The organism is Microbacterium sp. Leaf179 (genome assembly GCF_001423785.1).
Lineage (GTDB): Bacteria > Actinomycetota > Actinomycetes > Actinomycetales > Microbacteriaceae > Microbacterium.
The window spans coordinates 409710-431718 of sequence record NZ_LMPH01000002.1; the positions used below are offsets into that span (position 1 = coordinate 409710).

The 22009-nt window shown below is 72.9% G+C and carries 23 protein-coding genes and 1 tRNA gene; 15 read left to right on the forward strand and 9 right to left on the reverse strand.

Annotation, left to right across the window (positions count from 1 at the left end; translation table 11 throughout):
- Nucleotides 1-51: 51 nt before the first annotated feature.
- Nucleotides 52-984 carry an ROK family protein gene (locus ASF96_RS09405; protein WP_055838521.1) on the reverse strand — a complete coding sequence of 311 codons (933 nt, stop codon included), beginning with the start codon at nucleotides 982-984 and terminating at the stop codon, nucleotides 52-54.
- Nucleotides 985-1184: 200 nt separating this feature from the next.
- Between ASF96_RS09405 and ASF96_RS09410 the strand changes: the two genes are divergently transcribed.
- From ASF96_RS09410 to ASF96_RS09420, 3 genes are read left to right on the forward strand one after another with little or no spacing between them, the layout of a single operon-like run.
- Complete coding sequence (locus tag ASF96_RS09410) at nucleotides 1185-2195, forward strand: AAA family ATPase (RefSeq protein WP_055839498.1); 1011 nt, start codon at nucleotides 1185-1187, stop codon at nucleotides 2193-2195.
- 7 nt (nucleotides 2196-2202) lie between these two features.
- Nucleotides 2203-3423, forward strand: coding sequence for a DUF58 domain-containing protein (locus ASF96_RS09415; protein ID WP_055938443.1), 1221 nt, complete (start codon nucleotides 2203-2205; stop codon nucleotides 3421-3423).
- On the forward strand, nucleotides 3410-5716 hold the full coding sequence (locus tag ASF96_RS09420; RefSeq protein WP_235560570.1) for a transglutaminase TgpA family protein: 2307 nt from the start codon (nucleotides 3410-3412) through the stop codon (nucleotides 5714-5716). Before ASF96_RS09415 ends, ASF96_RS09420 begins: the two co-directional genes overlap by 14 nt.
- A 105-nt stretch (nucleotides 5717-5821) precedes the next feature.
- Here ASF96_RS09420 and ASF96_RS09425 read toward each other — a convergent pair.
- From ASF96_RS09425 to ASF96_RS09435, 3 genes are all read right to left on the reverse strand, one after another.
- Nucleotides 5822-5910: transfer RNA gene (locus tag ASF96_RS09425), tRNA-Ser, on the reverse strand.
- Between the two features lie 143 nt (nucleotides 5911-6053).
- Nucleotides 6054-6551, reverse strand: a complete 498-nt coding sequence (locus tag ASF96_RS09430) for a GNAT family N-acetyltransferase (RefSeq protein ID WP_235560571.1) — start codon at nucleotides 6549-6551, stop codon at nucleotides 6054-6056.
- A complete protein-coding gene (locus ASF96_RS09435; RefSeq protein WP_055938447.1) occupies nucleotides 6548-6919 on the reverse strand; it encodes a MerR family transcriptional regulator in 372 nt (123 codons plus the stop codon). The genes ASF96_RS09430 and ASF96_RS09435 overlap by 4 nt, the downstream gene beginning before the upstream one ends.
- 120 nt (nucleotides 6920-7039) lie before the next feature.
- On the opposite strand from ASF96_RS09435, the gene ASF96_RS09440 reads away from it, so the two are divergent.
- Nucleotides 7040-8533 (forward strand): SulP family inorganic anion transporter, encoded by a 1494-nt coding sequence (locus tag ASF96_RS09440; RefSeq protein ID WP_055938450.1) that lies wholly within the window; start codon nucleotides 7040-7042, stop codon nucleotides 8531-8533.
- Nucleotides 8534-8764: 231 nt separating this feature from the next.
- Here the strand turns inward: ASF96_RS09440 and ASF96_RS09445 are convergent, their stop codons facing one another.
- Nucleotides 8765-9700, reverse strand: a complete 936-nt coding sequence (locus ASF96_RS09445; protein ID WP_055938453.1) for an AraC family transcriptional regulator — start codon at nucleotides 9698-9700, stop codon at nucleotides 8765-8767.
- A 439-nt stretch (nucleotides 9701-10139) separates the two neighbouring features.
- On the opposite strand from ASF96_RS09445, the gene ASF96_RS09450 reads away from it, so the two are divergent.
- Entirely contained in the window at nucleotides 10140-10481 is a 342-nt protein-coding gene (locus ASF96_RS09450) for a hypothetical protein (RefSeq protein ID WP_070410021.1), read from the forward strand.
- A gap of 56 nt (nucleotides 10482-10537) precedes the next feature.
- Here ASF96_RS09450 and ASF96_RS09455 read toward each other — a convergent pair whose 3' ends face one another.
- Complete coding sequence (locus ASF96_RS09455; protein ID WP_055939392.1) at nucleotides 10538-11002, reverse strand: MarR family transcriptional regulator; 465 nt, start codon at nucleotides 11000-11002, stop codon at nucleotides 10538-10540.
- Between the two features lie 228 nt (nucleotides 11003-11230).
- On the opposite strand from ASF96_RS09455, the gene ASF96_RS09460 reads away from it, so the two are divergent.
- The 6 genes from ASF96_RS09460 (at nucleotide 11231) to ASF96_RS09485 (ending at nucleotide 16224) form a co-directional block, all read left to right on the forward strand.
- Nucleotides 11231-11431: a hypothetical protein gene (locus ASF96_RS09460; protein WP_055938459.1), complete on the forward strand. Its 201-nt coding sequence runs from the start codon at nucleotides 11231-11233 to the stop codon at nucleotides 11429-11431.
- Between the two features lie 197 nt (nucleotides 11432-11628).
- Nucleotides 11629-12825 (forward strand): glycosyltransferase, encoded by a 1197-nt coding sequence (locus tag ASF96_RS09465; RefSeq protein WP_055939395.1) that lies wholly within the window; start codon nucleotides 11629-11631, stop codon nucleotides 12823-12825.
- 146 nt (nucleotides 12826-12971) lie between these two features.
- Nucleotides 12972-13178, forward strand: coding sequence for a hypothetical protein (locus ASF96_RS09470; protein WP_200934092.1), 207 nt, complete (start codon nucleotides 12972-12974; stop codon nucleotides 13176-13178).
- Between the two features lie 97 nt (nucleotides 13179-13275).
- Nucleotides 13276-14364, forward strand: coding sequence for a type III polyketide synthase (locus ASF96_RS09475; RefSeq protein WP_055938467.1), 1089 nt, complete (start codon nucleotides 13276-13278; stop codon nucleotides 14362-14364).
- An 86-nt stretch (nucleotides 14365-14450) separates the two neighbouring features.
- Complete coding sequence (locus ASF96_RS09480; RefSeq protein WP_055939398.1) at nucleotides 14451-15113, forward strand: methyltransferase domain-containing protein; 663 nt, start codon at nucleotides 14451-14453, stop codon at nucleotides 15111-15113.
- Entirely contained in the window at nucleotides 15106-16224 is a 1119-nt protein-coding gene (locus tag ASF96_RS09485) for an FAD-dependent oxidoreductase (protein WP_055938471.1), read from the forward strand. The genes ASF96_RS09480 and ASF96_RS09485 overlap by 8 nt, the downstream gene beginning before the upstream one ends.
- Before the next feature lie 22 nt (nucleotides 16225-16246).
- Here ASF96_RS09485 and ASF96_RS09490 read toward each other — a convergent pair whose 3' ends face one another.
- A complete protein-coding gene (locus ASF96_RS09490) occupies nucleotides 16247-17071 on the reverse strand; it encodes a UbiA family prenyltransferase (RefSeq protein ID WP_055938473.1) in 825 nt (274 codons plus the stop codon).
- A gap of 246 nt (nucleotides 17072-17317) precedes the next feature.
- On the opposite strand from ASF96_RS09490, the gene ASF96_RS09495 reads away from it, so the two are divergent.
- On the forward strand, nucleotides 17318-17773 hold the full coding sequence (locus ASF96_RS09495; protein WP_055938475.1) for an Hsp20/alpha crystallin family protein: 456 nt from the start codon (nucleotides 17318-17320) through the stop codon (nucleotides 17771-17773).
- Nucleotides 17774-17827: 54 nt separating this feature from the next.
- Here the strand turns inward: ASF96_RS09495 and ASF96_RS09500 are convergent, their stop codons facing one another.
- A complete protein-coding gene (locus tag ASF96_RS09500; protein ID WP_055838574.1) occupies nucleotides 17828-18190 on the reverse strand; it encodes a hypothetical protein in 363 nt (120 codons plus the stop codon).
- 287 nt (nucleotides 18191-18477) lie between these two features.
- Between ASF96_RS09500 and ASF96_RS09505 the strand changes: the two genes are divergently transcribed.
- Nucleotides 18478-19698 (forward strand): NAD(P)/FAD-dependent oxidoreductase, encoded by a 1221-nt coding sequence (locus tag ASF96_RS09505; protein WP_055938477.1) that lies wholly within the window; start codon nucleotides 18478-18480, stop codon nucleotides 19696-19698.
- A gap of 142 nt (nucleotides 19699-19840) precedes the next feature.
- Complete coding sequence (locus ASF96_RS09510; RefSeq protein WP_055838580.1) at nucleotides 19841-20293, forward strand: SRPBCC family protein; 453 nt, start codon at nucleotides 19841-19843, stop codon at nucleotides 20291-20293.
- 63 nt (nucleotides 20294-20356) lie between these two features.
- On the opposite strand, the gene ASF96_RS09515 is transcribed toward ASF96_RS09510, so the two are convergent.
- Nucleotides 20357-21349 carry an aldo/keto reductase gene (locus ASF96_RS09515; protein ID WP_055938480.1) on the reverse strand — a complete coding sequence of 331 codons (993 nt, stop codon included), beginning with the start codon at nucleotides 21347-21349 and terminating at the stop codon, nucleotides 20357-20359.
- A gap of 161 nt (nucleotides 21350-21510) precedes the next feature.
- Here ASF96_RS09515 and ASF96_RS09520 point away from each other — a divergent pair, with 161 nt between their 5' ends.
- Complete coding sequence (locus ASF96_RS09520) at nucleotides 21511-21957, forward strand: hypothetical protein (RefSeq protein WP_055938483.1); 447 nt, start codon at nucleotides 21511-21513, stop codon at nucleotides 21955-21957.
- Nucleotides 21958-22009: the final 52 nt, after the last annotated feature.

Sequence of the window (22009 nt, forward strand, 5' to 3'; positions counted from 1 at the left end):
TTACGCCCGCGCGGGGATCGACCCCACGCGGCGCAGCGACACCGTGGGAGGTCAGGACTGCAGCGCCAGCGCCGCCGCGCCGAGCAGCGGACCGTCACCGTCGAGACCCGAACCCACCACGCGGCACCGGCGGGCGTAGGCGTGCAACGACGCCGCGTGGGCTGCGGCGCGCACCTGATCGACGTAGTCGGGGGCGACCTGGGAGAACCCGCCGGCGATGGCCACCGCCTCGAAGTCGCAGAGCGTCGCCGCCGCCGCGATCGCCTGCCCGACCGCGGTCGCCGAACGACTCACGGCCGCGATCGCGATCGCATCTCCCGCGGCGTGCGAGGCCGCCAGATCGAGACCCGTCTCGCCCGTCCAGCCCTGGGTGCGCGCCCACGCGACGGTGCCGGGCCCGGCGGCGACGGCCTCGAGGGTGGAGGCCACGACCTCATCGCCCTCGATCGTGCGCACGAAGGTCTGACCGAGGTGCCCCGCGTTGCCGCTCGCACCCGTGACGGGGTGGCCTCCCAGAACGAAGCCCCCGCCGACCCCGGTCGACACGACGATGGCCATCGCGTCGTCGCACCCGACCAGGGCGCCGCGCCAGTGCTCGGCGAGCGCGATGCACGTGCCGTCGAGGGCGAGGTGCAGGGGGCCGTCGACGAGGCCCGCCAGGACGTCGTCGATCGGAAGGCCCGCCGCCAGCGGCAGATTCAGCGGCGAGACCGAGCGCGACGGCAGGTCGACGGGACCGGCGCTGCCCACCCCGATCGCCCCGACGGTGGCCCCGGGGACCGCGGCGAGCGCTTCTTCGGCGGCTGCGCGCACGTTGCTCGCGATGGTCGCGCGATCGTTCTCGCGGCCGGTCGGACGGCGGGTCACGCTCTCGCGCACCACCTCGCCCGAGACCGACACGAGGGCCGCATCGACCTTGGTCCCGCCGATGTCGACGGCGAGCACGTGGGTGAAAGCGGGCAGGGACGGGGTGGCATCGGACATGCGCGGCTCCTCGGGTGGATCAACGCTCCCCGATCCTAGGGGCCGGTGCATCGGCCGAGTGACGCCTGGGCACCCGCTGGTTTCGGGCCCCGGTGTCCGCGGCCCGGGTTACGATCAGGTCACGGTGGCCACGACGCGCCTCCGCTCGCGACCCAAGGGATGCCATGGACGAGACGGTCATGCCCGATGCGGCCTCACGGATGCGCCGCTCCGACACCGCCCCCGCACGCCCCGGGATCGACGAGCCGCTCACCGCGGCGACGTTCGCCCGTCTGACCGGGGAGATCGTCGCATCCATCTCGCGCGTCATCGACGGCAAGCCGGATGCCGTGCGGAGTGCCCTCATCGCGCTGCTGGCCGAGGGCCACCTGCTCATCGAAGACGTGCCGGGCGTGGGCAAGACCATGCTCGCGCGGGCGCTGGCCGCGACCGTCGACGCCGACGTCCGTCGCATCCAGTTCACCCCCGACCTGCTGCCCGGCGACATCACGGGCGTGTCGGTGTTCAACCCGGTCCAGCGGCAGTTCGAATTCACCCCCGGCGCGGTGTTCGCCCACATCGTCATCGCCGACGAGATCAACCGCTCCTCCCCCAAGACGCAGTCGTCGCTGCTCGAGGCGATGGAGGAGCGCCAGGTGACCGTCGACGGGCGCACGCACGTGCTCCCCTCGCCGTTCCTGGTCGTCGCGACCCAGAACCCCCTCGAGATGGAGGGCACGTACGCCCTTCCCGAGGCGCAGCGCGACCGCTTCCTGCTGCGCATCTCGATGGGCTACCCCGATGCCGCGGCCGAGGCGCTCATGCTGCGCCAGCGCGACACGGTCAATCCGCTCGACGCCCTGACGCCCGCCGTCACGGCCAAACAGGTGACCGCGATGATCGCGTGGGCACGCGGTGTTCACCTCGCCCCAGCGCTCGAGGAGTACGTCGTGGCGCTCGCGCAGGCCACCCGCAGCCACCCCGACATCCGTCTGGGCGCCAGCCCGCGCGCGACCCTGCAGCTCGTGCGCGCGGCGAAGGTGCGCGCGGCCCTCGACGGGCGCTCGTACGTCATTCCCGACGACCTCACCGCGTTGCTGTCGCCCGTCTTCGCCCACCGCCTCATCGCCAATCGCTCAGCGGCCGGTGGGCGTGCCGGAGCCGCGGTGGTCGCCGAGGCGCTCGATCGGATCGCCGCCAGCGTGCGCGTGCCGCTCGCCCCGCGACCGTGAGCCCCGCGTGAGTCGACTCTGGCCCTTCACCCTGCGAGGCACGGGGGCGCTGGTGCTGGCGGTGACGTCGTTCGTGGTGGCGCGGCAAGCCGGCATCCCCGAACTGATGTACTTCGGCACGCTGCTCGTCGCGCTGCTCGCGGGTTCGGCCGTCGTGCTGCTGCTGACCCGCGGCGCGGGCGAGGTGACCCGCGCGGTCTCACCCGATGTGCCCGAGGTCGGCGCTCGGGCCGAGGTGGTCGTGCGCGCGGGTCTGCGCAGCGCCCTCCCCGCGTCGGCCGGGCGATGGAGCGACGTCGTTCCCGCCGGCCTCGCGGGACGCGCCCGGGGCAGCTTCCCCGCCGCCGCCGCGGTGGAGCTGCGTTACGACGTCGTCGGCGCGGCGCGCGGCATCCATTCGCTCGGACCGCTCGAGGTGACCACGACCGATCCGTTCGGGGTGCTCCGGCGACGCCTGCGCCTGGGCCGACCGACCCCCGTCACCGTCGCCCCGGCCGTGATCGACCTCGCGGCCCTGCCGTCAGCGTCGGGAGAGGCCGGGGGAACACGGCAGACCGCCGCGCTGCAGCTGGGACAGGGGGCCGACAACCTCGTCGCCCGTCCCTACGCGCCCGGCGATTCGATGCGCCGCATCCATTGGCGCGCCACCGCGCACCGCGACATGCTCATGGTGCGCCAGGAGGAGCAGGAGTCCAGCCCCGCGGCGACCGTCGTCCTCGACCGCGCCGTCTCGCGCTGGTCGCCGGCCGCCGCGCTCGCCCCCGCGAGCGACCCCGCGTTCGAGACGGCGGTGAGCGCCTGCGTCTCGGTTCTCGCGCGTCTCGTGCACGAGGGGTACACGGTCGACGTCGTCGACAGCGACGGCACCCTGCTGGTCGACCCCGTCGAGGGGGGCGACGACGTCGAGGCGCGCGCCGCCGCGGCGATGTTCGCCACGCTCACGGCGCGGCCCGACGACGAGTCGCGGCGCGTACTCCCCGCTTCGGCCGCCGCCCTGCTCGGACCGCTCGTGGTCGTCACGGGCTCGCTGACCCCCGACGACCGCGCGGGCCTCGGATCGACCGCTCCGCGATCGTCTCTCGCGGTGCTGCTCGCGGTGGCCGAGCACACCGAGCTCGACGCCCTATGGCACGCCGGCTGGCGCGCGAGCACCCTGCGACCCCGCGGCGACATCGCCGAGAGCTGGGACGCAGCGATGGAACAGGGGTACGCCCGTGTCGACCGGTGATGTGACGGTGCTGCGCTCCCCGCGGCGCCGACGCGATGCGACACTGCTCAGCATCGGATTGTTCGTCGCCCTCGCCGCGGCGATGCTGCCGGCGTTCTCGGTCATCGCGCCGGGCTCGTGGGTGGCGGGCGCCGCCGGTCTTTCGGCGGCGGTCCTCGCGGCGGGTCTCGGCGTGCGGCTCGCGCGTCTGCCGGCCCTCGCGGCCAGCCTCGTCGAGGTCGTCGTCTGGGTGGTGCTGCTGACGGCGATGTTCGGGCGTCCGACCGCGCTGCTCGGGCTGATCCCGACGCCGGCCACCGTGGCATCCGTTCCCGGACTGCTCGACGCCGCGGCGGAGGAGATCCGCGTCGGCGTGGCCCCGGTGTCGGCCGCCACCGGGCTGAGCTTCCTCTTGGTCGCCGCCTTCGGGGCCCTGGCGATCGTGCTCGATCACGTCGTCCTGACGGCGCGCATGCCCCTGCTCGCGGGCGTGGGACTGGTCGCCGTGTCGCTCATCCCGACGATCGCGATCCCCTCCGACGTCGACGTCTGGAGCTTCGTCGTGCTGGCCGCGGCTCTGCTCTTCCTGCTGCGCATCGACACCCGCGCGCGGGTGCAGACCGATCCCGTCGCGCGTCGCCCGAGGACTCCGCGCCGTGTCGGCGCGTCGGCGACGGCCCTCGGCGTCGCCGCCGTCGCGGTCATCGTGGCCGTCGTCGCCACCCCCCTGCTGCCCCAGCCCGGCCTGCGCTTCGCCTCGGGCGGCACGGGCGGGGTGGGAACGACCATCAACCCCAACCTCGAACTCGGCAACGACCTGCGTCAGCCGCGCGACGTCGACGTGCTGAGCGTGCGCACGACCGCGCCGTCGGCGCCCTACCTGCGCGCGGTGACCCTGTCGAGCTTCGACGGCTCGGTGTGGCAGCCCGACAGCTCCGACACCGTGCCCGTGCGCGACGACGCACCCGTGTTCGACCCGCTCGTCGTCGACGGCGAGATCGCGGTGGCCGACTGGACCACCGACATCGACGTCGACCAGCTCGACAGCCCCTGGCTGCCCGTGCCCTACCCGGCCTCCACGGTGACGGGTCTGCAGGGCGACTGGCTCGGGATGCCGCAGAACCGCACCGTCGTCTCACGCTCCGGCTCCACGCGCGATCAGGTGTACGAGGTGCAGTCGACCGTCGCGCGTCCCACCCTCGAGCAGATCCGCGCGCGGCCGGTCGGCGGCGGCAACCTCGGCGACGCGGTGCGCACGCTCCCGGCGAACGTGCCCGCCATCATCGGCGACACCGCGCGAGAGGTCACGGCGGGCACGCAGAACCCGTACGACGCGCTGATCGCCCTGCAGACCTGGTTCCGCAGCAGCGAGTTCCGCTATTCGCTCGACGCCCCGGTCGACTCGGGCTTCGACGGAGCGGGACTCGACGCCGTGGCCGATTTCCTGCAGGTGCGCGCGGGGTACTGCGTGCACTACGCCTCGGCGTTCGCCGTGATGGCGCGCACGCTCGACATGCCGTCGCGCATCGTGGTGGGCTACCTCCCGGGTTCGGCGACCGGGACCCCCTCGGACGGACGGACGACCTTCGTCGTCAGCTCCAGCCAGCTGCACGCGTGGCCCGAGGTGTACTTCGAGGGCATCGGATGGGTGCCGTTCGAACCGACGAACAGCCTCGGCGTGCCGACGAACTTCGCCTCGTCGTCGCCCAACGGGGCGTCCAACGCCCCCGCCACGCCGCAGCAGGCTGCCGCCACCCCCGGCGCCCAGCCGTCGACCGCGCCCTCGCAGGACGGACGCGTCAACGTCGGCGACCAGGACGGCGTCGGCACCGGCGCCGGCGCGGGCCGGGGTGCCGCCTGGGTGCCGGCGGCGCTCGCCGGTCTGCTGGTCGTGCTGCTCGCGGCCACCCCCGCCGTGGTGCGCCTCGTCGTGCGTCGCCGACGTCTGCACGCCGCGCGCGCGGGCGACGCCGTCGCCGCGTGGACCGCCCTGCGCGAAGACGCCATCGACCTCGGCATCCCCTCGCCCGCCGCCGAGTCGCCCCGCGCGTTCGCGGCGCGGCTGATCGCCGACCACGGCGCTGATGCCGACGCCCTCGATCTGCTGCGCGCGGCGCTGGAGCAGGTCAGCTACGCCGGAGACGCGATAGACCCCTCCGCCGGAGCGGGCCTCGCCGACGCCGTCGACCGGACGCGCGTCACGCTCGCCGCCGCGGCCTCTCGTCCCCGGCGCCTCGGCGCGCGACTCGCGCCGCGTTCGCTGCTCGTGCGCCCGGGTGCGGCGTCCGCGGAGCGCGAACCCGTCGGACGGTAGGGGGCGGGACCGGTTGCGCGTCGAGGCCGAGCTCTGCTCGGGGTCGCGGTCCGCCGGGGAAAACGAAGAGCGCCGCCCCGGTGAGGGACGACGCTCTTCGTTCGGCGGAAGTGACAGGATTTGAACCTGCGAGGCGAGTTACCCCGCCTACATGGATTCCAGCCATGCTCCTTAGGCCGCTCGGACACACTTCCAACGGGAAAGCTTACACGGGACTCGAGCCGGTCCGAGTCGCGCTCCCCGAGGCGACGTCGGTCACCGCGCACCGTGCAGCCGTTCTTCGAGACCCGCGCGTACGGCCGGCCACTCGTCGCGCAGGATCGAGAAGTACAGGGTGTCACCCACCGTGCCGTCGGCGTTGATGCGGTGCCGCCGCAGGCGCCCCTCGGGCGTCGCACCGAGCCGCCCGATCGCGCGGGCACTGCGGGTGTTGCGGCTGTCGCACCGCAGCGCCACTCGGTTCAGCCCCCACGTCGAAAGCGTGGGTCAGCAGCAGCAGCTTCGTCGCCGGGTTGGTCCTTCCGCCCTGGAATGCGCGGCCGTACCAGGTCGTCCCGATCTCGACCCGGCCCTGCGCGGGCGTGTGGTCGTAGAACGTCGTCGATCCCCGGATGCCGGAGGTCACGGCATCCCGGACCGTGAACGCGAACAGGCCCGGGGTCTGCCGCTGCTGGTCGATGCGCGCGGCGTGAGCCTCGACGCTCTCGGGCCAGGGGGTCGTCATGCCCGCCCACAGCTCCGCGTCGGTGAGGGCCCACGCCTCGGTCGCGTCGTCGGGGTGCGCGGGGGTGAGCACGACGTCGGGACCGCGCAGGACGAGGTCGTGCTCGGTCATCGCGCGGCCAGTTGGGCGACGAACTCGTCGGCGGCGGCCAGCTGGCGTCGAAGCGTCTCGCGCCGCTCCGAGGCCTCGGTCCGGATGGCCTCGAGACGCTCGCCGAGGGCGGCGTCATCGGGCCGGTCGGCGAGGCCGTCGACCACCGAGAGCAACTCCCCCATTTGCTCGAGCGAATAGCCCAGCGGCTTCATCCGGCGGATCAGCAGCAGGCGCGACTCGTCGTCGGGCGTGTAGAGGCGGAAGCCGCCGTCGCTGCGGGCGGAGGGCACGAGGAGCCCGATCTCGTCGTAGTGGCGCAGCGTGCGGATCGACAGGCCCGTCCGCTCCGCGAGCTCGCCGATCTGCATCGGTCGCGCGTCGCTCATGGCATCCCCGATCCCGCAACCCTCTCGTTACGGTAGAGTGTGTTCGGTCGCGATCGCGACCCCCTCATTCTCCCCGCTCATCGGCGGGATCCCTCCGCCGCGTCCCCCGGGAGCATCTCCATGACCGACGTCTTCGCGCGCCCGCGCCCCGAGCCGACCGTGCTGCAGGCACTCCGCTCGCCCCGCCTGCTCACCCGCGAGGTGCTGGCCGGCCTCGTCGTGGCGATCGCCCTCATCCCCGAGGCGATCGCCTTCTCGATCATCGCCGGGGTCGACCCGCGCCTCGGCCTGTTCTCGTCGTTCGTGATGGCCGTGGCCATCGCGTTCCTCGGCGGTCGTCCGGCGATGATCTCGGCCGCGACCGGCGCGATCGCCCTCGTCATCGCCCCCGTGGCCCGCGAGCACGGCGTCGACTACCTGCTCGCCACGGTGATCCTCGGCGGCATCCTGCAGGTGGTCCTCGGCCTCCTCGGCGTCGCCAAACTCATGCGCTACATCCCCCGCAGCGTCATGGTGGGCTTCGTCAACGCGCTCGCGATCCTCATCTTCACGGCGCAGGTGCCGCAGCTGATCGGCGTGCCCTGGGCGGTGTATCCGATCGCCGTGGCGGGGCTGCTGATCATGTACCTGCTGCCGCGACTGACCAAGGCCGTGCCCGCGCCGCTCGTGGCCATCGTGCTGCTCACCGGCGCTGCTGTGGTGTTCGGCATCTCGGTGCCGACCGTCGGCGACCAGGGCGCGCTGCCCGAGAGCCTGCCGTCGCTGCTGCTGCCGAACGTGCCGCTGAACGGCGAGACGCTCGCGATCATCCTGCCGTTCGGCGTGGCCATGGCGATCGTCGGGCTGCTCGAATCGCTGATGACCGCCGCCCTCGTAGACGACATCACCGACACCCCCTCGTCGAAGACGCGCGAGTCACTCGGTCAGGGCGCGGCCAACGTGCTGTCGGGCCTGTTCGGGGGCATGGGCGGCTGCGCGATGATCGGCCAGACGATGATCAACGTCAAGGCATCGGGCGCGCGCACGCGCATCTCGACCTTCCTGGCCGGCGTCTTCCTGCTGCTGCTGGTGCTCGTGTTCGGCGACGTCGTCGCGATCATCCCGATGGCGGTGCTCGTGGCCGTGATGATCGTCGTCTCGGTCGCCACGTTCGACTGGCACAGCATCCGCCCCTCGACCCTGCGCCGGATGCCGGTGAGCGAGACGGTCGTGATGGTGTCGACCGTCGCGATCACGGTGTGGACGCACAACCTCGCCATCGGTGTGGGCGTGGGCGTGATCGCCGCGGCCGTGCTCTTCGCACGCCGAGTCGCGAGCCTGACGACGGTGTCCCGCGAGGTCGACGGCGAGGTAGCGCGCTACACCGTCGAGGGCGAGCTGTTCTTCGCTTCCAGCAACGACCTGACGACGAAGTTCGCCTACCACCACGACCCGGCGCACGTGGTCATCGACCTGTCGCGCTCGCACGTGTGGGACGCCTCGACGGTGGCCGCCCTCGACGCCGTTCAGACCAAGTACGCGCACTTGGGCACGACCGTCGAACTCCAGGGCATGAACACCGCCGCCGCCCGATTCCACGGGCGCCTCACCGGTGGGCTCGGCGCCGGGCACTGACACCGGCTGCGCTCCGGGGCGGCGCTACGCGGCCTGCGGCCCGGGCCGCCGACAGCGTGACACGACGCCGGAGCCCGGATCGCCAGCGACCTGCCGCAGGCCGGGGACCGGACCGCCGACGGCGTGCGGAACGGAGGAGATGCAGCGACGGGAGGATGCCAGGACGAGAAACGTCCTCCCCTCGTCCCACGCCCTCCGCTGGGCACCGCGACGCGCCGACGCGCGCGCGGGTCAGCTGCGCAGCGTCGTCGACGGCGTCTCGCCGAACTCGCCGCGGTACATCGCCGCGAAACGGCCGAGGTTCGAAAACCCCCAACGTGCGGCGACCGCGGCGACGGTGTCGACCGACGGATCGGCGCTGCGCAGCTCGGCGCGCGCGGCGTCGAGCCGCACGCGGCGCAGGTACTGCATGGGCGTGCGCCCGGTCGCGGCACGGAAGGCGTACTGCAGCCCCCGCGGCGACAGTCGAGCCGCCGTGGCGATGTCGGCCAGCACCACCGGCTCGGCGGCGTGGGCTTCGACGTAGGCCTTCGCCCGGCGGACGGGAGCGGGGAGCGGGCGGGCCGGACGCCCGGCGGCGAGGACCTCGGTCAACGTGGTCGGAAAGGTCAGCAGCGACGCCTCGAGCATGAGCGTGCGCGCCTGCTGCTCGACGAGCGGCGAGCGTTCCTGCGAGCGCAGCAGCACGTCGCGGGCGTACTCCCAGGTGCGCGACCAGTAGCGCAGACGCTGCTCGCTGACGGGGGCGTAGCCGGTCGGCCGCACGCGCAGCGTGTCATCGCCCGACAGACGCCGGGCGGCCTCGTCGAACTCCGATCGCGCGAACGACACGCCGGCCCCGGCGATGCGCCCACTGAACGCGATCTCGAGCGGACGGTCGACGACCATGAACGGCACCGCGGTGTCGATGCGCTCCCGCCGATACGTTCCCGCGACCCGCGGCCCCGCGATACGGCCGACGACCACGTGATCGAGCGGGTCGGACTCGACGAGCATGGTCGACCCGATCGTGTAGTCGAAGAAACCGAACCCCGGTTCCGTCGCGGCATGCCAGGACAGACCGGGCTGGATCACCTCCGCGCGCGAGATGCGCGCGCCCGGGACGACCGACTGCCACAACTGCTCCACCGTCTCGGCGTCGCGGGTCTCGATGTTCGTATGCTCCACGAGGTCTTCCTAAATTGTCCGAAGTCGTGCGGCAAGACCATTGCGCTCCGTGGCAAGGATCGATATGGGACCGCTCTCACGCGCGCTCCGCGGGCGTCCGTGCACGAAACCTGGATGCCCCCCATCCACGTTCCAGCGTACTGGGGCAATTCATAGCAAGCAGCCACAGCGCCGTCGGCCGCCGCGCGCGCACCTCCGGCCGGGGCGCGCAACCCGTCTCACATCGCATTGACCGCCACCGCCGTGCTCGGGAAGATTTGGGACGCAGCTCCTTCGGGGTGCGGCATCCGGCGTCCCCCGTTCCCCGGCGCGACGGTCGGATCGTCTCGGTACGGCGCTCGTGACCCCGCACCGAGACGGCCCACCCCGCGCGGGAGCCCCGGCACGGACATAATGGAGGCAGCCGCCGCCGGGTGTGCCGATACCCGAGGGGATGCCGATGCCTTTTCGCACGATGAGCACGCTCCAGGAGTGGGTCGACGACTTCCGGGCGCTCGGGTTCGACGACGCGGAGATCCTGCGCGTCATCCCGCAGGATGGCGAAGACGGCGCCGACGCCGGCCTCGTCGCCGCGCAGCTGCGCAGCGTCTCGACGACCTTCTACGTGGCGCCGAGCAGCGAGGTCGGATCGACCGACTGGGCCGTCACCTTCGAACCTCGAGAAGACGCGGCTCCGCTGCCCGCCGGTCGGGTCATGGCGTTGTCCGGCGAGCTGGCCACCCTGGCGGCACTGTGCTCGTTCCTGCAGGCCCGGTCCGAGGCGTTCCTCGCGCGAGCCTGACACCCTCGCCTCCACCGCGGTGTGGAGGTCGAGCGGTCACGCCTCAGCGTGGCGACTCAGCGCTCGGCCGCTATCGCCACCGTCGCGATGAGGTGCTGCAGCAGCGACGCCGCCGCAGCCGCGCGCTCCGCATCGAGGCCGGCGATCACCGCCTCGATGCCGTCGTCGAAAGCCCGCAGCGCGCTCCACGGGGGGCTGTCGAGATCGACCGTCGCCGTGATGTGGTTGACCCGCCGATCGTCCTCGTCGAGATCGCGGCGAACGGCGCCGCGCTGGACGAGACGGTCGATGAGGGTGGTCACACCGGCCGATGTGATCCCCAGGTGATCGCGCACGTGGGAGGGACGCGCGCCGGGGTTGTCGGCGACGAACACGAGCGCGCGAGCGTCGAGCTCGTTGAGCGCGAGTTCGCGGCGGGCGGCGGCGGCGGCGACGCGCCGAGCCTCGCCGTATGCGAGCAGGGCGCGCCCCAGGTCGGACCCCGGCGAGGGGGACGACGAAGAATCGGAAGACGTCTGCACGACCCCCGATCGTAGCGACTCCATCCCAGAGGCCGTCTCGTCGCGACGCGGAGGAGCCGGATGATGCCCTCGTCTCCTCCGCCTCGAGCCGGGCCCGTCGTCTGGACCCGCGGCGTTGCCCCGCATGCGCAGCAGGGCGGCGCTGTCAAGGGCGGGCCCCGCCGCTCGCCGCCGGTCTAAGACGGAACAAGGACAGTTCCGTCGGGAGACGGGAGCGAGGAGAAGACGATGATCTACGGACAACACGGCGCACAGGACGACGCCCAGCACGCGGGCTCGGTGTGGAGCATCGCGATGTCGACCGCGATGGGCAACGGCATCGTGCCGAGGGCGGCCGAGGACCGACGGGGGACGCGTCCGGCCCCGCGCTGGCCCTGGTCGCGCACCCGCACGATCGTCGAGCCGATGGTGGTCGCGCCCCGAGCCTGAACCACCGCTCTTCCTACCGACGCGTCGGCTCCCACCCCCGGGAGCCGGCGCGTCGGCCTGTGTCCGGGCGTTCATACGATGGTTTCCACGGCGTAACCCGCCGCACCGGGCCGAGCCTTCAGCATGGGACGACCGCATCCGCGGTGATCGGCGACAGCACCCTCACGAGCGGTGCTCCTCCCCCGGAAGGCCCCTCGATGATTCGACCCCTGCGCGTGCTGTCGTTGTACGAGGGCTTCTTCGCCGGGGGCGCACGGATTCTGCATTCCGACGTCATCGCAGGTCTCGCCGCCGGCGGTGCGCAGCACCACCGGGTGCTCTCGCTCACCTCCGCCGCCCGTCGCGACGCGTCGCTGCAGCTCGCCCGCGATGACACGCGCTATCGCCGTCTGCGCCGCGCCGGGGTGCGCATCGACGCCCTCGACCGCATCGCGGGCGATCACCCGGTGCACCCCGAAGACTTCACCCGGCCCGAACTTGAGCGGTCGGCCCATCTCTTCGCCGACGCCGACGTCGTGCTCTCACTGAAAGAGCAGCCGCTCAGCCTCGTGGTGGCCCTCGATCGCGCCGGGCTCCTGCCCGCACGGCCGGTGGCGGCGTGCCTGCATCGCTCCGATCCCACGCATTCGGGGCCGGCGCTCGGGTGGTTGCGCGATGCCGGGGCCTCCGGCGCCGTGTCGGCCACGATCGCCTGCGCCTCGTCGACGTCGACCGCCTACGCCCGCGCCGGCGTCGTCACCGAGCAGGCGTGGGTCATCGACAACGGCATCGACACCCGTCGTTTCCGCCCGGGCACCCGGGCCGAGCGTCACCGCATCCGCGAGGGTCTCGGCATCCCGGAGTCCGCCCCCGTCGTGCTGCTGGCGGCGCGCTTCGACGCCATGAAAGACCCGGGGCTGTTCCTCGCGGCGGTGGCGCGCCATGCGGCGCACTCCCCCGGCGCCCACTACGTCATGTGCGGTTCGGGCATGACCCGCGACAATCCCCTGTTCACCGCCCTGCTCGCCGAGAACGGCATCGACGGCACGGTGGCGCTGCACGCCCTGGGACTGCGCGAAGACATGCCGCAGCTGTATCGCGCGGCCGACATCGTGGCCCTCACCAGCGCCTTCGGCGAAGCCTCACCCCTCTGCCTGGCCGAGGGAGCGGCATCCGGAGCCGTCCCCGTGACCACCGACGTCGGCGACGCCGCCCGGATGGTCGCGGGCTTCGGCCTGGTCACGCCCCGCGACGCCGCCGCGATCGCCGCCGCCTGGGACGACGCGCTGTGCCGCCGCGGCGAGCTGCGCCGCGCCGCCCTCGCCGCACGCACGCGCATCGACCGCAAGCGCATGGTCGACGACTACCGCGGTGCGATCTCGAGCCTGCTGCTGCCGAGCGTCCTGGCCGCCTGACCCTCGGCGCGAGGTGAGAACACCGTCCCCCTGTGGCACGGAACCGACGGATTCCGCCCCACGCGCGGGTGGCGAGAAGCAGACCGGGCGCGCACGAGATGGACGTCCTCCGCGACACCCGGATACGGTGGCGTGTCATGGGGCGAATGAGCATCGACGATGCTTCGGTGCCGAGGCGACCCCTCGGCGGCGGTTGGGGCGTCGTGGCGGCGCTGATCGTGCAGGCGGTGTGTGTTTCTCTGGCCTTCGCGCTCGGGGCGGCCGGGGGTTGGGCGTGGTCCTGGATGCTTTTTCTCGCCGTCCCCGCCGTCAACGTCGTCGTCTACGGGATGGGAAGTCGGCGCACTCCGTGACGTCTCGGCTCACGCGAGGCCGCGCGTCACCATAGACGCCGCACCGACACCGCGCTATCCCCGCCGCCGGTGCTCCGATCCGTGTCTACAGTGAGGCATGACCGCGCGCATCCTCTCGATCGGCACGGCCCTGCCCGAGACCCGCGTCGAGCAATCGGCCCTGCGCGACCTCTTCGCCGCGCAGCCCGGGTTCGACCGCAAGGGCCAACGTCTGGTGGGTGCGGCCTTCGATGCCGCCGCCATCGACACCCGCCACGTCGTGCTGCCGCAGCTCGCCGGCGGCACCGGGGGCGGGCTCGGCGTCCGCGACGGCGACACGCTGCTCATGCCGTCCACGGGCGCCCGCAACGCGGAGTACCGCCGCACCGCACCCGCCCTGTTCGCCGAGGCATCGCGCGCGGCGATCGAGGGTTCGGGGCGGACGCCGGATGCCATCACGCACGTCGTGACCGTCTCGTGCACCGGCATGTTCGCGCCGGGTCCCGACTACCACCTCGTGCGCGACCTCGGCCTGCCCACCTCGGCCGAGAGGTACCACCTCGGCTTCATCGGGTGCGCGGCTGCGATCCCCGCACTGCGGCTCGCGGCGCGCATCGTGGCCGCCGACCCCGACGCCGTCGTGCTCGTGGCGTGCGCCGAGCTGTGCTCGTTGCACTGGCAGACCTCGTCGCACCCCGACCAGATCGTCGCCGCCTCGGTGTTCGCCGACGGCGCGGCGGCCGCGGTCGTGGCATCCGGAGACTCATCGCACCCCGGCCTCGACCTCGACGACTTCGCCACCCACGTCACCGACGAGGGCGAGAAGGACATGGCATGGACGGTGGGCGACTCCGGGTTCGAGATGACCCTCACCCCCGAGGTGCCGCGCATCATCGGGCGCGAGATCGCCGGCATCGCCGCCGACGTGCTCGGCGACCTGAACGACGTCGACGCGTGGGCCGTGCATCCCGGCGGCCGCAGCATCCTCGACCGCGTCGAGAGCGCTCTCGCTCTGGATGCCGCCGCCCTCGCCCCCTCGCGGGAGGTGCTGCGCGCCCACGGCAACATGTCGAGTGCGACCCTGCTGTTCATCCTGCGCGACCTGCTGGCCGACGTCGCGCACCCCGACGGGGAGCGGATCGCCGCGCTGGCCTTCGGCCCCGGCCTGACGGTCGAGGCGGCGCGCCTGACGTTGCGCCGCCCGTGAGCGCCGCGCGAGGCCCCGCCACCAGCGACGGAGCGACCGGCCTTTGGCGCAGCCTCGCCCGACGCGATGCGGCGCTCACCGAGCTGATGGACGACCCCGACTGCGACCCGCGCGCCCTGGCGGCGACGTATCGGCGGTTCGACGTCGTGAACCGCCTGGTCTCGGCCTGGGGGCACGTGTACCGCACGCGCGTCCGCCCGCAGTTGCAGGCGCTCGGCCGCCCCGCCCGCGCGCTCGACCTGGGGTGCGGCGGCGGCGACGTCGCCGTCCGTCTGGCGGGCCTGGCCGCGCGCGACGGGTTCGACGTCGAGTGGACCGGCGCCGATCCCGACCCCCGCGCCATCGCCTCGGCCCGCGCGCGCGAACGACCGGGCGTGCGGTTCGTGGCCCAGGACTCGGGCGCCCTGCGCGCCGCGGGCGAACGCTACGACCTGGTCGTGTCGAACCACGTGCTGCACCACCTCGACGCCGCGGCCCTGGCGACGTTCGCCGAGGACTCGCTCGCCCTCTCGAGCGGTCGGGTGCTGCACGCCGACATCGCCCGCGGTCGACTGGCCTACGCCCTGTACGCCGCGGGGATCGCCCCGCTGTCGGCCGGCACGTTCCTGCGCGTCGACGGACTGCGCTCGATCCGCCGCAGCTATCGCGCCCCCGAGCTGGCCGCCGCGCTCGGCGGGCCCTGGCGGGTCGAGACGCCGGCGCCCTTCCGTGTTCTCGCCGTGGCCGAGGGGCGGGCGGAGCGTGCCTGAGGTGCTGGTGGTCGGAGCCGGACCCGTCGGCCTCGCCCTGGCGGCCGACCTACGGGTGCGCGGGGTCGACGTCGAGATCGTCGAGAAGCGCGCCGGCACCGGATCCGGGTCGCGGGCCATCGGCATCCACTCCCCCGCGCTCGCCCTCCTCGAGGCGTCGGGCGCGACCGAGGCCCTGCTGGCGCGGGCGGAGACGATCGTCCGCGGCGAGGCGCGGGCCGACGGCCGACTGCTCGCGGCGATTCGGTTCGACCGCCTGCGTGCGCGTCATCCGTACGTCGCCGCCCTCCCCCAGGCCGACACGATGGAGGTGCTGACCGGCCTCGCACCGCGCGTGCGTCGGGGGGTCGCGATCACCGCCGTGCACGACGACGGCCGGGGTGTACGCGTGCGCGCCACCGGTCCGCGCGGTGACGAGGAGATCCGCGCCCGCGTCGTCGTCGTGGCCTCGGGATGGGCGGGCCGCGACCTCGTGTACCGCCCCGGCGCCGTCCGGACGCACCACTACCCCGACCGCTACGTCATGGCCGACGTCGTCGCTCCCGGCGGCCCGATCGCCCGGGTGCACCTGGAACGCCAGGGCGTGCTGGAATCGTTCCCGCTGCCCGGCGGACGCCGCCGGCTGGTGGCGTGGGCGGGCACCGACGAGGTGGCGGATGCCGCCGGCACCCTCGAGCGGGCCGTCGCCGAGCGCGCGGGGCTCGAGGTAGACATCGCCGACGCGACGACGTTCCGCGTGCGGCGCGCCGTGGCCCCGGCGCTGCGGCGCGGACGCGTCGTGGTGGTCGGCGACGCCGCCCACGAGGTGAGCCCCATCGGCGGTCAGGGGATGAATCTCGGACTGCTCGACGCCCTCACGCTGGCCCCGCTGCTGCCCGGGTGGGTGCGGACGGGCGAGGCGGTCGGCCTCGGACGATGGGAGACCGACCGTCTGGCCTCGGCGCGGCACGCGGCGCGCCTGGCGTGGCTCAACACGATGCTCGGGCGAGCCACGGGCCCGCTCGCCCACCCCCTGCGCACCGGGGCGCTGCGCACCATGCTGCGGGGGGCGGGGGGCGCGCTGTTCACGCGCGCGTACGCCATGCGACTGGATCGCGCCGCCCGCGACTGACGAGCCGCCCGGGTGGGAGGAGTCAGGTCACGACGAGTTGAGCGGCGAGCAGCAGCGCCGCCAGCATCGTGAGCTGAAACACCGCGCGTCCGGGCGCGCGCACGAGCACGAGCACCACGGCCGTGGCCGCCACCGCGACGACGGCGGTGAAGAAGATCGCGCCGAGCACCGTGGCATCCGTGCCGATCAGCACCGCCACCGCTCCGGCGACGACGCCGACCGCCGCGAGCACCACCGAGACCCGCGCACCGAGGCGGTGCGGAAGGCCCCGCACGCCCGTGCGCCGATCGTCGTCGAGGTCGCGAACGACGTTGGTCAGATGCACGGCCGCGCCGAGGGCGGCTCCCGCGAGCGACGCCCACGGGGCAGCCAGCGCGGGAGAGGCGAGGGACAGCGTCGCGAACGACGGGAAGAGCCCGAAACTCAGCACGAACGGCACGATCGACACCGGCGTCGACTTCAGCCCGGCGTTGTAGGCCCACGCCGAGGCCAAGGCCACCGCGTGCGCGGCGACGAGTCCGGGGCCGAGCGGCACCGACAGGAGCACGGCGAGGAGCGCGGACGCCACGGCCACCCCGAGCGCACGTTCCGGAGTGATCGCTCCCCCGGCGATGGGCTTGTCCGAGCGGCCGACGGCGGCGTCGCGCGCGCCGTCGATCGCGTCGTTCGACAGGCCCACCGACACCTGCCCCGCGAACACGGCGATCACCAGCAGCGCGAGTCGCCCGGGCTCGACCCCGGCGGCGAGGCCGAGGGCCAGCGACAGAACGGTCACGACCAGGGTCGGCCCCGGGTGGGTCGCGCCCCACAGCGCCCGCACGAGGGGCGGCTTCGCCGCGGCATCCATCACCCGATGACGCTACCGCGGCTGCGCACTCGGGCGGCCGACCCGCCCGGGCGCCGCACCACCACCACGTTGAGTGTCCAGGACATGCCGCGGAGACCGGCCCCGGCACGGCGCGTCTTGGACACTAAACAGTCTTGGCACTCTCCCATCGAGAGTGCTAATCTGCTGCCACGTTGAGCGCACAAGGCTCAACTTCATCGAACCCCGGATGCCGACATCCGGACCGACCGAAAAGGAGAACCGACCATGGCCACTTACGACCCGTTCCGCGACCTCGACCGCCTCGCGTCGACCCTTCTCGACGCCCGTCGCGGGGGCGGACCGCGCCGGATGCCGATGGACCTCTACCGCGACGGCGACCACTACGTGCTCTCGGCCGACCTTCCCGGGGTCGACCCGGGCTCGGTCGACATCGACGTCGACGGTCAGCTGCTGACCATCCGCGCCGAACGCACCCTCGCCACCGGCGACGACGTCAAGTGGATCACCCGCGAGCGCGAGACGGCCACCTTCGTCCGCCAGCTCAACCTCGGCCAGGGCATCGACACCGACGGCATCAGCGCCGCCTACCGCAACGGGGTGCTGTCGGTCACGATCCCGGTGAGCGAGAAGGCGAAGCCGCGCCGCATCGCGGTGGCCACCGACGACCACGACGGCGTCATCCGGGCGCACGAGAGCGAACCGCAGCTCATCGAGCAGTAATCCATCGCGAAGAGAGGGGTCGGCCCGAACGGACCGACCCCTCTCTCGCGTCGCTCAGAGGTCTTCGGGCGCCAGGTCGCCCTGGCCCTCTTCGCCGAGCTCGACGACGCCCGGGTCCTGACCCTGCGAGTCGGTGCCGGTGGACCCGGGGTGGATGTCGTCGAACGGGATGTCGGTGTCGTCGGCGGCTATCTCGGCCGGGTCTGCGCCCGTCGCGGTCGCGGGGGCGATGTCCTGCGGGTCGACGCCCTCATCGAGGGCCGTCGTGGCGTCCCACTCCGCCTGGGCGGGGTCGAGCGCGGGGTCGGGTTCGATCGAGGTGTCGCCGTCGCGCAGGGGCTGCACGCCCGCGATGCCGACGTCGGCGGCGGGGGTCGACGAGTCGGCGGGGGACGGGTCGATCGAGGCGTCGCTCATGGGAATCCTTTCGTCGAACGCACCGGGGTGCGTCACCGCTGATCGGCGGTGCCTCCATCCAACGATGCCGCCGGGGCCGCGTCCCGCCCCTTGACAGGCGCGTCCCGCGCACGGACCACGCGCTTCGACGGGTGCGCCCCCGCTCCGGCGCGGGAGAAGCGCTCCTGCCGACGGCGAGCCCTCTTCGTCGTTCCCCAGCGCCCGGGTCGTCCGCCCGACCGACGCTGTCAACCGGGTGGTATCCCGCTGCCGATGACGACACCGTGAGGGAGACGAGAGGATCCCCCATGCACGACTCGCCCCACACCGTCGCTCGCACCGACACTCCCCGCATCGTGATCATCGGCGGGGGCAACGCCGGGCTGTCTGTGGCCGGACGCCTCCACCGGGCCCGCGCCGGCGACATCACCGTGATCGAGCCGCGGACGCGGCACGTCTTCGCGCCGCTCCAGTCGCACATCGCGGGAGGCGCAGCGCGAGCCAGCGAGGCCGTCCGCGCGCAGGCCGACGTGATCCCCCCGGGTACGCGCTGGCTGCGCGACGAGGTCTTCACGGTGGACGCCCCGGCCCGCCGCGTGCATCTCGTGTCGGGCGGGCACCTCGACTACGACCAGCTCGTCGTGTGCGCCGGCCTGCGCATGGCGTGGGAGCAGATCCCGGGCCTGCCCGAGGCCATGGCGGCGCCGAACGGCATATCGAACTACGACTACGACCTCGCCGCGAAAGCCTCGCCGGTGCTGCGCGACCTGCGCTCCGGCACGGTCGTGTTCACTCAGCCGCCCGAGCCCGCGTCCTGCGGCGCGGCCGCGCAGAAGCCGATGTACCTCGCGTGCGACTGGTGGCGGGCGATCGGCGTGCGCGACGACCTGCGCGTGGTCTTCGTCGCCCCCGACCCCGTGCCCTTCGGCATCCCGGCCATCGACCGCGAGCTGCAGCGCAAACTCGACGAGTACGGCATCGAGGTGCACTACAGCCGCGAGGTGCGATCGGTGGATGCCGAGGCGCAGACGATCACGATCGGTCACGGCGAGGCCGAAGAGACCCTGGCGTACGACGTGCTGCACGCGGTCCCTCCGCAGCGGGCGCCGGAGTGGATCGCCGGCAGCGGGCTGGCGGCATCCGACGATCCGCACGGGTTCGTCGACGTCGATCCCGAGACGCTGCAGCACACGCGGTATCCCGAGATCTGGTCGGTCGGCGATGCCGCCGCGGTGGCGACCCGCCGTTCGGGGGGCGCGATCCGGCAGCAGGCGAAAGCCCTCGTGAAGAACATGACGGCGGTGAGAGCCGGGCGCTCCCCCTCCGCGAAGTACGACGGCTACAGCGTCGTGCCGTTCACGGTGTCGCGCGGCACCGTCGTCTTCGCCGAGTTCGATCGTCAGGGGCGCCTGCAGCCCACGATCCCCTTCTGGCGTTCGCTGTACCGCGAGCGCGCCCTGTCGTGGATCGCCGACCGTCGGGTACTGCCGTGGGTCTACTGGCACCTGATCCTGCGCGGCCGCGCCTGAGCCGCGGAGCAGACCACCGAACGACCCCGCGCGCCGCGCACGCCTATAGGGCACGCGAGCCGATCCCTCAACCCCGGGGGCAGCTCGTCCATGACGCGCGAAGACTGGGGCCAGCCCCGGAAACCACACGAAAGAGGACACCATGGCACAGGTCATCGAAACCATCGACGTCAACGTTCCCGTCCGCGTCGCCTACAACCAGTGGACGCAGTTCGAGGAGTTCCCGCACTTCATGAGCTTCGTCGAGTCGATCACGCAGAAGAGCGACACCCTCACGCACTGGAAGGTGAAGATCGCCGGTGCCGAGCGCGAGTTCGACGCCGAGATCACCGAGCAGCACCCCGACGAGCGCGTCGCCTGGAACAGCGTCGGCGGCGACGAGAACCACGCGGGTGTCGTGACGTTCCACCGTCTCTCCGACGACGAGACGCGCGTCACCGTGCAGATCGACTGGGAGCCCACCGGAGTCCTCGAGAAGCTCGGTGCCGTCTTCGGCGCCGACGACCACTCGGTGAAGAAGGACCTCGACAACTTCAAGAAGTACATCGAGTCGCGCGGTGCCGAGTCCGGCGCCTGGCGCGGCGACGTCAGCTGACGTCATAGACAGGAAAGCCGGGTCCACCCTTCGGGGCGGACCCGGCTTTCGCGTGTCAGACGCTCACCACTGCGGGTGGATCTCCGCCCGCAGACGGCGGTCGTAGACGTCACGCACCAACGCGTCGAAGGCGTCGAGGTCGAAGCCCTCGTCGAGGAGCTGTGCGGCCCCGGCGTTCGATGTGGCCTGCGCCACCGAACGGGCGCCCGGGATCACCGAGGTGATGCCCTCGCGCGAGGCGATCCACGCCAGCGTAGCGGCGGGCAGGGTGACTCCCTCGGGAAGCGAGGCCTTGAGCTCGTCGGCCGCGGCCACTCCCTCGGCGAACGGGACGCCCGAGAACGTCTCCCCCTTGTCGAACGCCTCGCCGTTGCGGTTGTACGTGCGGTGGTCGTCCTTGTCGAACGTCGTGTCGGCGGTGTATTTGCCCGAGAGCAGACCGCTCGCCAACGGCACGCGGGCCAACACGGCGACGTTCTTCTCGGCCGCCATCGGCAGCACCTCGTCGAGGGGCTTGAGCCGGAACGGGTTGAAGATGATCTGCAGGTTGGTGAGGTTCGGCCGGCGGAGCGCCGAGAGGGCCTGCTCCATCGTCTCGACCGACGCACCGTAGGCGGCGATGACGCCCTCGGCGACGAGCTGGTCGAGCGCGTCGTAGGTGGCGTCGTCGTCGATCACGGCTGACGGCGGGCAGTGCAACTGCACGAGGTCGAGGGTGTCGGTGCCGAGCAGCCGCCGCGAGCGGTCGATCCACCCACGGAAGTTCTCCATCGTGTAGTTCTCGGGCACCTGGTCTTCGCGACGGCCCATCTTGGTCGCCACGGTGATGCCCGTGGCGGCGGTGTCGTTCAGGAACTTTCCGATGATCTCTTCGGACCGGCCGTCGCCGTACACGTCGGCGGTGTCGAAGAGCGTGACGCCGGCATCGGCCGAGGCGGCCAGCACGGCGAGGGCCTCGTCTTCGCTGACACCGCCCCAGTCGGGGCCGAGCTGCCAAGTACCGAGGCCGATCACCGAGACGTCACGGCCGGTGCGGGAGAGGGGACGCTGCTGCATTGCGGTTCCTTTCGAAGCTGGTTCCGAGCCTATCCAGCGCGTCCGGCACCGGGGCCGCGGCCCACCGGACGCCCCCTGCGCACCCCGTGGCGGTCGTCAAGCCCGTTCGCCCGGTCGGCGGTCGCCTCTAGCGTGGCGGCACACCCCACGGAAGGAACGCCATGAACACTCCCGCCGACCGGCTCCCCGGAGCCGACGAAGAGAACATCGTCCCCGAGCCCGAGGGCCTGGCCGCCGATGTGCCCGCCGGCGCCGCCGGCGCCGACACCGGTGCCGTCGGAGCGGCGCAGATCGACGCCGACGACGAAGCCCGCATCCAGGGCATCTCGAGCCAGAACGACCTGCCCGGAGTCGGCACCCGCGCCGCCGACGGCCTCACCGAGCGGGGCACCGACGACGCCCGCGGCGAGGGCGGCTCGACCTCGCGGCACACCGAGGACACCGGCGGCGGCTCGGCCACCGCGCACGCGGCTTCGGACGCTCCCGCCGAGGGCGAACCGCACGTCGACGCCGACGACCCCATCGCGAAGTTCCAGCCCGGTGTCGGCCGTGATTCCGCGGCATCCAGCAAGATCGCCCAGAGCCTGCCCGACCCCGACGACGCGTGATCCCGCCGGGGGCGGCCCTCCGGTCGCCCCCGCGCACGGTCCCAGCCCCCTC